7 protein-coding genes are annotated in these 9,609 nt (G+C 71.4%); 6 read left to right on the top strand and 1 reads right to left on the bottom strand.

What is annotated here, in order from left to right:
* Positions 1 to 747 (top strand): LysR family substrate-binding domain-containing protein (locus GT030_RS21410; protein ID WP_161202490.1); only part of this gene is annotated, 747 nt, incomplete at its 5' end.
* Here GT030_RS21410 and GT030_RS21405 read toward each other — a convergent pair.
* Positions 714 to 2,273: a hypothetical protein gene (locus GT030_RS21405; protein WP_161202489.1), complete on the bottom strand. Its 1,560-nt coding sequence runs from the start codon at positions 2,271 to 2,273 to the stop codon at positions 714 to 716. The genes GT030_RS21410 and GT030_RS21405 overlap by 34 nt on opposite strands.
* Before the next feature lie 274 nt (positions 2,274 to 2,547).
* On the opposite strand from GT030_RS21405, the gene GT030_RS21400 reads away from it, so the two are divergent.
* The 5 genes from GT030_RS21400 (at position 2,548) to GT030_RS21380 (ending at position 9,509) form a co-directional block, all read left to right on the top strand.
* A complete protein-coding gene (locus tag GT030_RS21400; protein WP_161202488.1) occupies positions 2,548 to 3,510 on the top strand; it encodes an ABC transporter ATP-binding protein in 963 nt (320 codons plus the stop codon).
* Positions 3,507 to 4,901, top strand: a complete 1,395-nt coding sequence (locus GT030_RS21395) for an ABC transporter permease (protein ID WP_161202487.1) — start codon at positions 3,507 to 3,509, stop codon at positions 4,899 to 4,901. The genes GT030_RS21400 and GT030_RS21395 overlap by 4 nt, the downstream gene beginning before the upstream one ends.
* A gap of 55 nt (positions 4,902 to 4,956) precedes the next feature.
* Positions 4,957 to 7,707, top strand: coding sequence for a bifunctional YncE family protein/alkaline phosphatase family protein (locus tag GT030_RS21390; protein WP_161202486.1), 2,751 nt, complete (start codon positions 4,957 to 4,959; stop codon positions 7,705 to 7,707).
* Between the two features lie 744 nt (positions 7,708 to 8,451).
* The gene (locus tag GT030_RS21385) at positions 8,452 to 8,967 is read left to right on the top strand and encodes a GNAT family N-acetyltransferase (protein WP_161202485.1); all 516 of its coding nucleotides are present in this window, start codon (positions 8,452 to 8,454) and stop codon (positions 8,965 to 8,967) included.
* A 266-nt stretch (positions 8,968 to 9,233) separates the two neighbouring features.
* Positions 9,234 to 9,509 (top strand): hypothetical protein, encoded by a 276-nt coding sequence (locus GT030_RS21380; RefSeq protein ID WP_161202484.1) that lies wholly within the window; start codon positions 9,234 to 9,236, stop codon positions 9,507 to 9,509.
* The last annotated feature ends 100 nt before the right edge of the window (positions 9,510 to 9,609 follow it).

Here is a 9,609-nt window from a genome sequence, read left to right as displayed (position 1 = left end):
CCCCGGCTGCGGATCGGCGCCACCGCCAGCCGCGCCCTGCCGGGCTGGCTGCGCCGGCTGCGCTCCCGTGTCCCGGCGGCCGAGCCCTCGCTCCAGATGGACGCCTCCGCCAACGCGCTGCTGCGCCAGGTCGCCGAGGGCGCGCTGGAGCTGGCCTTCGTGCACGAGGTGGAGGGCAGTCCGCTGCGGGTCCCACCGGGGCTGCGCCTACGGGTGCTGGTGGAGCGGGAGCCGCAGTTCGTCTCGCTGGCCGCCGACCATCCGGCGGCGGCCAGGAGCGAGGTGCGGCTGACCGAGCTGGCCGAGGAACGGTGGATGGTCGACTCCACGGTGGACGGCGAGTGGGACGCGATCTGCCGGGTGCTGCGCGAGGCCGGGATCGAGCCGGACCTGCTGCACGGCGACTACCTCACCGCTTACTCGCTGGCCGCCACCGGCGAGGTGGTCACGGTCAGCCAGCCCACCGCGCACCCCCGCTCCGACCTCGCCATCCGTCCCCTGCACGGCGACCCGATCGGGGTGCGGCTGCTGCTCGCGGCCCGCACCGAGGCCGATCTCGACCGGGGTTTCGAGGAACTGGCCGACGCCTACTGGGAGGTGGCCCACCAGGCGCCCGCGTACCGGGACTGGCTGGAGCGCGGCCCGGAGCCGCGCCCCACCGCCCTGTGCGGCACCGTCACCCAGGCGGTGCCGGGACCGGACGCGGGACCCGGTCAGGTGCCGGACCCGAACGTCCGCGTGGTGTAGGCGCATTCGGTGTACACATAGCCCGACCTGAGCCGCGCGGTGTCGGAGGCGGGCGAGCCGGCGCCGGTTCCCTGGGGCTGGTGCACGAAGTACGTGGTGCCGGTGGGCAGTTGGATCGTGCGCTGCGGGTAGTTCCGCCCGCTGTCGGAGCACGGTTTGAAGCCCGCCGTGATGGTCGCGGTGAGGGAGTACGCGGTGCAGCCGCCGCACGCCTTGAGGGTGAAGCTGCCGGTGACCGGGCCGGTGTAGAGCACGGTGATGTCGTGGGGGCTGTCGTTCTTCACCGTGACGGAGATGCTGCCGCCGGAGGCCGTGGTGGGCAGCTTCTTCCCGGCCGCCGGGAGGGTCTGGGCGACCTCGGCGGCTATGGCGATCTTCTTGGCCCTCTCCCGCTTCCCGCCGCCCTTGCTGTCGGAGACATAGCTCCGCATGCTCTGCCGCGCCCCGGCGAAGTCCCCGTCCTTGTACTGGTCCACCCCGCACTCGTAGGCGCCCGCGTCCCCGCCCTTCCCGGCGCGGGCGGCGACCGCCGTGAGGCCGGTGGAGGCGTTGCCGGCCGAGGCGGCGAGGTCGGTGAGCCGGGTGTCCAGGGTGTGCAGCCGGTCCACGGCGGTGCAGGGCGCGTTCCCGGCGACCCCCTGCTGCGCGGTCCGTACGGCCGCGTCGGCGGCCGGCACCACCTTGGCGGCGGCCGTTGAGCCGGGGAAGTCGGCGAGCAGCTCGCGGAACCGTTCGACCCATGCCTCCCCGCCGTCGCCGAGGTCGGCCTTGCCGCACTCGTAGAGCGAGGTGGCCAGCCGGTCGTCGGGCCAGCGGGTGAGCGAGCCGAGCTGGTCGGCGGGCATGGTGCGCGGCACCGTACGGAGGAACTGGAGGGGCTCGACGGCCACGCAGTACTCGCCCCGCCCGTACGCGGCGCCGACGCCGGCGTAGTAGGCACGCATCCGGGCGGGGACGCGGTCGGCGGCGCGGGAGCCGGGGTGGTCGACCGCGAGGTCGCGGTAGACGGCGAGGGCCGAGCGGTAGTCGGCGCGGGAGGCGGCGAAGGTGTGCCGTCCGGCCGCCGCCACCAGGTCGTCGGCCTTCTCCAGCCGGCCGAGCAGCGCCTGCTGTTCGGCCTCCGCGCGGGCACCGTCGTACCAGAGGGCGCCGCCGGCCGGTACGGCGAGCAGCACCAGGCCCAGCACAAGGGCGAGGGGCGCGCGCAGGGACAGCGGGGTGCGCAGTCCCAGGCGGGCGCCGTGGGCGGCGGCGAGCAGCAGGACGACGAGGTAGCCGACCAGCACCCCGGTGGGCAGGCCGTCGGCGTCGGCGGGCAGCGCGACGAAGAGGAGGACGGCGGTGGCGGCCAGGCACAGCGCCAGCGCGCCCCATCTTCGGAGCAGGGCATAACCGAGGCCGAGTCCGCTCAGGTTGAGCAGGGCCACCGCGGCCGCGCGCGGCGCGCTCGGCGGCGCGGGCGGTGGCCCGGACGGCATCGGCGGAACGGTGAACCCCTGGTACGGACCGTACGGCGCTTCCGGCATGTCGGCTCCCCCTGTCAACCGCCCCGCGCTCGCCATGAGTCTACGGCGAGTGTCCGGTGCACGACAGAGGGTGTGCGCGAAGGTGCGCACGCTGCGCGGGGGTGTGTACGGACCATCCCCGCGGACGCGGGGCCGACGGGCGGGACGATCTGGGTGTGCGGGACGGCGGTTGACTCCCCGTTGAGGTTCCGTTCCCTGAGCGTTCAACCGGTGAGTCCTGCCAGCGTCTTGTGTGCTTTCTAGGGTCCATGAGGCTTTCCGAAAGAAGGGGCTCATGGACTCTACGTTGGCGATCCGGGCTCGCGGCATCACCAAGTGCTTCGGTGACGTCGTCGCGCTCGACGACGCCGACCTGGATGTGGCACAGGGACAGATCCACGGCCTGGTCGGTCCGAACGGCGCCGGTAAGACGACGCTGCTCGGCCTCCTTCTCGGCCTGACCGTGGCCGACAGCGGACGTCTGGAGGTCTTCGGCACGCCGGCGGGAAGGGCGTTCGAAGCGCCCGGCGGTGTCGCCGGGTTCGTGGACGGGCCGGGGCTGTACCCCTCGCTCACCGCGCGGCAGAACCTCGCCGCGCTGGCAGCTCTGCGGGGCGACGACACGCGGTCGGCCGGGATCGACGACGCACTCGAACAGGTGGGGCTCACCGACGTCGCCGACGAACGCACCCGCGGCTTCTCCCTGGGCATGCGCCAACGGCTCGGCCTCGCCGCGGCCCTGCTCGGCAAGCCGCGGTTGCTCGTCCTGGACGAACCCTCCAACGGCCTGGACCCGGCTGGGAAGAAGCACGTCCACGGCGTCCTCACCCGGCTCGCGCGCGAGGGAACGAGCGTCGTGCTCTCCAGCCACCGCATGGAAGACCTGGAGGCCCTGTGTTCCGAGGTCACCGTCCTCGCGACGGGGCGGATCGTCTTCTCCGGGCCGCTGGGCAAGCTGGCCACCGAGAACCGTGAACTCGACTACCGGCTGCTGACGTCCGACCCGGAACGCGCACGCCGGCTGGCCGCCGACGCGCCGGGAATCCACCTGGCCGACGACACCACCGGACGCCAGGGCGGGGAGGTGCTCGTGGTGCGCGCGCCGGTGGCCGCCCTGGACGACTTGGTGGTGCGGCTCGTCCACGAGGGCGTCTCCCTGCGCGAACTCGCCCCGGTCGTCTCTCCGTTGGAGGCGGCGTTCCTGGCCCTGACCGAGCACCGGAAGAGCGACACCCAGCAGCAGGAGACCGGTCGATGAGCACAACCGCGAGCCCCACGCCGACCGCCGCACCGCGGGGAGAGGCGCACACCCCCGCATCAGGCCGTGTCACAGTTGCCCGGAGCTACCGCTTCGAGGTCGTCAAGCTCCTCGCCCAGTGGCGGATCCGCCTCTCGCTCCTCGCCTGCTGGATCGCGCCGGCGCTGTTCGTGGCCGGGGTGAGCGTGCAGAGCACGCTGCCCACGGACACCCTCTTCGGCCGCTGGATGCACGCCACCGGGTGGGCGGCACCGCTGGTCACGCTTGGCTTCGCCGGCACCTGGGCGCTTCCGCTGCTCACCTCCGTCGTCGCCGGCGACGTGTTCGCCTCGGAGGACCGGCTCGGCACCTGGCGCCACCTCCTCGTCGTCGTCCGCTCGCCGCGGCGGATCTTCGCGGCGAAGGCACTGGCCGGTCTCACCGTCATCCTGCTGCTCGTGGCCGGACTGGCCGTCTCCAGCACGGTCGGCGGGCTGGTGGCCGTCGGCAACCGGCCGCTGGTCGGCCTCGACGGCCATCTGCTGGCGCCGGGGGACGCCGCCGGCACGGTCCTGCTGGCCTGGGCCTGTGTGCTCGCCCCGACCCTGGCCCTCGCCGGAATCGGGCTCCTCGGGTCGGTCGTGCTCGGGCGCTCCCCGATGGGTCTGCTGCTGCCCGCGATCGTCGCGCTGGCGATGCAGCTCGCCCAGATGCTGCCGCTCCCCGTCGCCGTACGCCTCGCCCTGCCCGGGGACGCCTTCCTCACCTGGAACGGCCTGTTCACCAGCCCGGCGCAGCTCGCTCCGCTCCTCATCGGCATCGTTGTCGGTCTCCTGTGGGCCGTGACGGCGACGGCGCTGGCCTGTGTCCTCTTCCTGCGGCGGGACTTCAGCAACCCCACGGACGACGGCTCCGCACGCCACGCGGTCGGCACGGCCGCCCTGCCGCTCGCGGGGCTGCTCGGCGTGACGGTCGCGGTCGTGGCGGCGACGACCACGGCCACCGGCTCCGGGATCGAGCAGGCCAAGGTGCAGAACTCGCTCGCCACCGAGTTCGCCCACCTCTACCGCACACAGACCGACCAGCTCCACCGGCCCGCCGTCACCGAAGGGCAGTTGAAGACGGCGGCGGCGTGCACCAAGGCCGGTGTCCAGGACGGCGCCCACGGCGCCGGCAACGACTGGCGGTGCGTCGTCTCCTGGCATCTGCCGGGCGTCGCGGCCACCGGGTCGGCCGTCTACCAGCTCGACATCACGGCGGACGGGCGGTTCGTCGCCGACGGCGACGGACCGAAGGAAGTGAACGGCTACTTCCTTGTGCGGACTTCGACCGGAGACGCACCGAACCCGCTGTGGCAGTTCGACGGCAACGTCGACCTGCTCTCCGCCTCCCCGGACTCCCCGACCCCCTGAACTCTTCTCTCCGGCCACCCCCCGAAGTCCCCGAATTCCCGAAGGGAATGACGTCATGCAGATAGCACGCCGCCGCAGGCAGGCCGAGAAGAAGTACTACGACCTGCTGGGCAGAGGTGTCAGCCGCCGGGCCATGCTGGTCACGGCGTGCATCACCACGGCCGCCCTGGCCACCGGCACCGCCGTCGCCGAGACCCGTCAGTTCGGCACCGACCAGGTCGGCCAGGTCACCCACAGGGGCCAGGTCGTCTCCGCCGACCAGTACGTCGCCCCCTTCGGCGACCGCCTCGTCATCAACGACGGCAAGATCATGTCGTCGACGGTCAGCCCGGACGGCGGCCACCTCGCCGCCGCGGTCACCGACGGCGACGCGGCGCTGGTCATCGTGGACCTCGCGACCGGGCGGGTCAAACAGCGTGTCGGCACCAACGCCGCCGACGACCTGCGCATCGGCAGCGGCTCCGTCGGCCAGGAAGGTCCGACGTACTCACCCGACGGCAAGCAGCTGTGGCTGGGCCAGGCCGACGGCTACACCAAGTTCACCGTGAACGCGGACGGCACGCTCGCCGACCCCGTGACCGTGAGGATCCCGGCCGACGGCAGCAAGCACGCCCTGGTCGCCGCGGCGGTGTTCTCCGCCGACGGCTCCACCGTGTACGCCGCGGTCAACGGCCAGAACCGGGTGGTGGCGATCGACGCGACGACCGGGGCGGTCACCCGGAGCTGGGCGGTCGGCAACGCCCCGCGCGGCATGGCCCGGGCCGGCGACAAGCTCTACGTCAGCAACGAGGGCGGGCGGCCCGCGACGGCTGGGGACTCCACACTCAACTCCTACGGCACCCAGGTGCCGGCCGACCCGAGGACCGGCGCCACCACCACCGGCACGGTCAGCGTCATCGACCTGGCCGACGCGTCCGCCGCGGTCGGCACCATCGACGTCGGCCTGCACCCGACCGCCGTGTACGCTCAGCGCGGCGCGGTGTTCGTCACCAACACCGCCGACAACAACGTGTCGGTCATCAACACCGCCAACGGCCACGTCGTGCAGACCATCTCCACCCAGCCGTGGCCGGAGGGCTCGGTCGGCTACGAGCCTGACGCCGTGACCCTCACCGGTGACGGCCACCTGCTGGTTACGCTAGGCCGGGCCAACGCCGTCGCCGTCTACCGCTACAAGTCCCCGCAGGAGCCGGTCAGTTACCTCGGCCTCCTCCCGACGGACTACTTCCCCGCCGAGATCACCACCGCGGGCGAGAAGGTCGTCGTCTCCAACACCCGCGGCATCGACGCCCGCCGCCCCGACAGCGCCGGCCACGCCACCCACGACACCACCTCCAGCCTGACGCAGTTCACCCTGCCCAGCGACCGTGTCATCCGCTCCCAGACGGCCAGGGTCTTCCGGCAGAACGGCTGGAGCGCCGGCTCCGTCGCCCTCGCCAAGGGCCACCGCAACGCCGAGCCGCAGCCGGTCCCGGCGCGGATCGGCGACCCTTCGACGATCAAGCACGTCTTCCTGATCGTCAAGGAGAACCGCACCTACGACCAGGTCCTCGGTGACGTACCCGAGGGCGACGGCGACCCGTCGCTGACGCAGTTCGGCACGAACGTCACGCCGAACCAGCACGCGCTGGCCCAGCAGTTCGGGCTGTACGACAACACCTACGACATCGGCACCAACTCCGCCGAGGGCCACAACTGGCTCATGCAGGCCGACAACCCCGAGTACACCGAGTCCTCGGCCGGCGAGTACGCGCGCAGCTACGACACCGAGGACGACGCCCTCGGCCACCAGAAGACCGGCTTCCTGTGGACGGGCGCACAGGCGGCCGGCAAGAGCGTGCGGAACTTCGGCGAGTTCCAGCAGTTCCTGACCAAGCCGTCGGGCGCCAGCTGGCAGAACCTGTACTGCGACGCCAAGAACATGAACGCGACCGGCCAGGCCACCGCCTACCCTCTGAAGTCCTCCTCACCGATCCCGTCGCTCAACAGCGTGTCGGTGCCTGGATTCCCGAAGTTCGACACCAGCGTCCCGGACCTGTACCGGTACGAGGTCTGGAATCAGGACTTCGAGAAGAACGGCCCGGCCAACCTGAACATGTTCTGGCTCTCCAGCGACCACACCGGTGGCCCGGCCGGCCCGGCCGCCCAGGTCGCCGACAACGACCTAGCCACCGGCAAGATCATCGACAAGATCTCGCACAGCGAGTACTGGAAGGACTCGGCGATCTTCGTCGTCGAGGACGACTCCCAGGCCGGCCTGGACCACGTCGACGGGCACCGCGCGCCGGTCCAGATCATCAGCCCCTGGTCCCAGCACGGCACCGTCGACAGCCACTACTACTCGCAGATCACGATGATCCGCACCGTCGAGCAGATCCTCGGGATCCGCCCGATGAACCAGAAGGACAGCGCGGCCACTCCCATGCGGGGCGCGTTCACCCGGCATCCCGACTACACGCCGTTCACCGCGCTGCCCAACCGCACCTCGCTGACCGACGGCCTGAAGACCCCGCCGCCCTGCGGCGTGGACGCCCCCGCCGCCCAGGACCCCAAGGCGGCGGCCGTACCGTCGGCGAAGGTACCGGCGGACAAGAAGTCCCTGGCCACCGCGTGGGACGCCTGGAAGTCCAAGCAGCACCTGACCGGCTCCCACGCCATCCCCGACTACGCCAACCCGGCCCAGATGAACCACCTCACCTGGTACCAGACCCACAACTGGGCGCGTCCGTACCCCGGTGAGAAGAAGATCTACGCACCGAACGACGTACCCGGCGCCTACATCCCGTCGCCGGAGTCCGACGGCTGACTACCGGCCCGGGGCCGGTGGCTGACCGGTCCGTGACCGGTGGCTGACCGATCGCCGGGGTCTGACGGGTCCGGGACCGGGAAGGACCCCTGCCAGGCCAACCGATTGGCAGGGGTCCTTTCCTGTGCCGGTCCCACCCGTCCGGTCCGGAACGCGCGCCTGGGTGCGCCCACCGTGAGGGACCCCGGCCGGCCCTCGACCGGATCGGTCCGCGGCCGATGTCGCCCACGGCCATGATGAGCAGGGCATCCAGAACGTGTTGGCCCGCTCCGGGCGTACAGCTCGGCGACCATCCCGACGCCGTCGAGGTGCCACAGGCCGGTGGCGAAGTTCTCCAGGGCGCCGCGCAGCAGCGTCCAAGGGGCTGGTCGGATCGACGCCGCCGGTCGCCGTCAGGCGGCGCAGCGCATCGGCGTGGGCCAGGCCGGCGGAGCAGGAAGTGGATCGCATACGCAAAGTACGGACGTTCATCGGCCTGTCCAGGGGCGAGGGCCCCTTGGCCCTCCGTGTAAATCCTGGATCGATGCCGGGAGCAGAACGCAGCATCGGCGCCGACAACGGGTTCAACTCCGTCCGATCTTCGCGCCTCTCCGTGGTTGCACGTAAGCGGAACGCCATTAATGTGACGCGAAGTCCTCTTGAGTCGGCCCGGAGCCCGCAAAAGACTGCTGCGACAGCAAGGCCGTGTTCCGGACCCGGAGCCTGCGGCACAGCAGTCACGATCGCAATGCGAGGAGAACATCGATGCCCGACGCCGACCGCCGAGAGGACGCGCACTCGATCATGCTGATCGATGGAACCGCCACCCGAAGCCGGAAGGCGGTCCCCGTCGACCTGGTGCCAGTGCAGGAACTGCACCGCCGCTGCTCGCTGGGCAGTCGAGCCCTGCGGTACCACGCGGGCAAGACGGGGATCTCCCCCGCCGAATGGCGTCAGTTGTCCGATCCGGAGCGCGGCACCACGCTGGTGACCACTCCAGCCGAGCGCACGGAGTACATCATCGCCATGACGAACGTCATGCGCACCGATCAGCAAGGGGTGGGGGAACTGGCAATCCTGGTCGAGGACGCATGGCAGGCCAGGGGGCTTGGCACCGCGCTGGCCGAACATGCGGCTGTCGTTGCCCGCCGCGAGGGGCACCACGCACTGGCCGCCACGGTGGCGGCGAGCAAAAAGTCGATGCTCCACCTTCTCGAGAAGCTGGACGCGACCCCGGTCGAAACCACCGGTCCCGTGCTCGACCTCCGCATCCTGCTCTAGACCTTCATCGGACCGGGCATGGCAGGCTGTCTACCCGCGCCCGCTCGACCGCGACACAGCTGATCCTGCGGCCGATCGGGTGGGTTGTCGGCAGCATGCGCTCTGGCTCAGCCCGGCGGAACTGGAGGAACCGATCGGCGAACTGCGCGCGGCCATCGCTCCGAAACTTGCCCACCAGCCGAGCCCCGAACGAGCGCAATACCTGCTCAGCCCCATCCACTTCCCGTTGGAAGCGCCTCAGGCGGAACCCGAGCCGCCCACGCCCCATGCACAACGCTCTGAACCGGAAGGCCGACGACAAAGACTCCGATGACGACCTGCCCGTGCTCGCCGTGGGTGCCCGCTTCGGCGAGTGCGACCCGGTGACTCCGGGAACCAGGGGCGCCGGAGACTGGGCGGTGACCGTGACAGTAACCGTTACCTTCGTCCCGGCCGGGGCCTGGGCCACCTTCGGCGGGACGGCCAGCTACGAGGTTCCCGGCGACCAGGGCACGCCCGAGGGCGGGGAGCTGCTGTACGCGGAACTCGATCCGGACGGGTGACGAACGCCGGGTGGCTCAGTACGCGGAGTTGACGTTGTCGATGGAGCCGTAGCGGTGGGCGGCGTAGTTGGCGGCGGCGGTGATGTTGGCGACCGGGTCG

The organism is Streptomyces sp. SID1328 (genome assembly GCF_009865595.1).
In the GTDB taxonomy this organism is placed as follows: Bacteria; Actinomycetota; Actinomycetes; order Streptomycetales; family Streptomycetaceae; genus Streptomyces; species Streptomyces griseoluteus.
The sequence above is the reverse complement of the archived record's forward strand: the minus strand, read 5'-3'. Positions and strand labels throughout refer to the sequence as shown.

Coding starts and splice junctions, on each gene's coding strand:
- GT030_RS21405 (WP_161202489.1), bottom strand. CDS start 2,273: ATGCCGGAAGCGCCGTACGGTCCGTACCAGGGGTTCACCGTTCCGCCG.
- GT030_RS21400 (WP_161202488.1), top strand. CDS start 2,548: ATGGACTCTACGTTGGCGATCCGGGCTCGCGGCATCACCAAGTGCTTC.
- GT030_RS21395 (WP_161202487.1), top strand. CDS start 3,507: ATGAGCACAACCGCGAGCCCCACGCCGACCGCCGCACCGCGGGGAGAG.
- GT030_RS21390 (WP_161202486.1), top strand. CDS start 4,957: ATGCAGATAGCACGCCGCCGCAGGCAGGCCGAGAAGAAGTACTACGAC.
- GT030_RS21385 (WP_161202485.1), top strand. CDS start 8,452: ATGCCCGACGCCGACCGCCGAGAGGACGCGCACTCGATCATGCTGATC.
- GT030_RS21380 (WP_161202484.1), top strand. CDS start 9,234: ATGCACAACGCTCTGAACCGGAAGGCCGACGACAAAGACTCCGATGAC.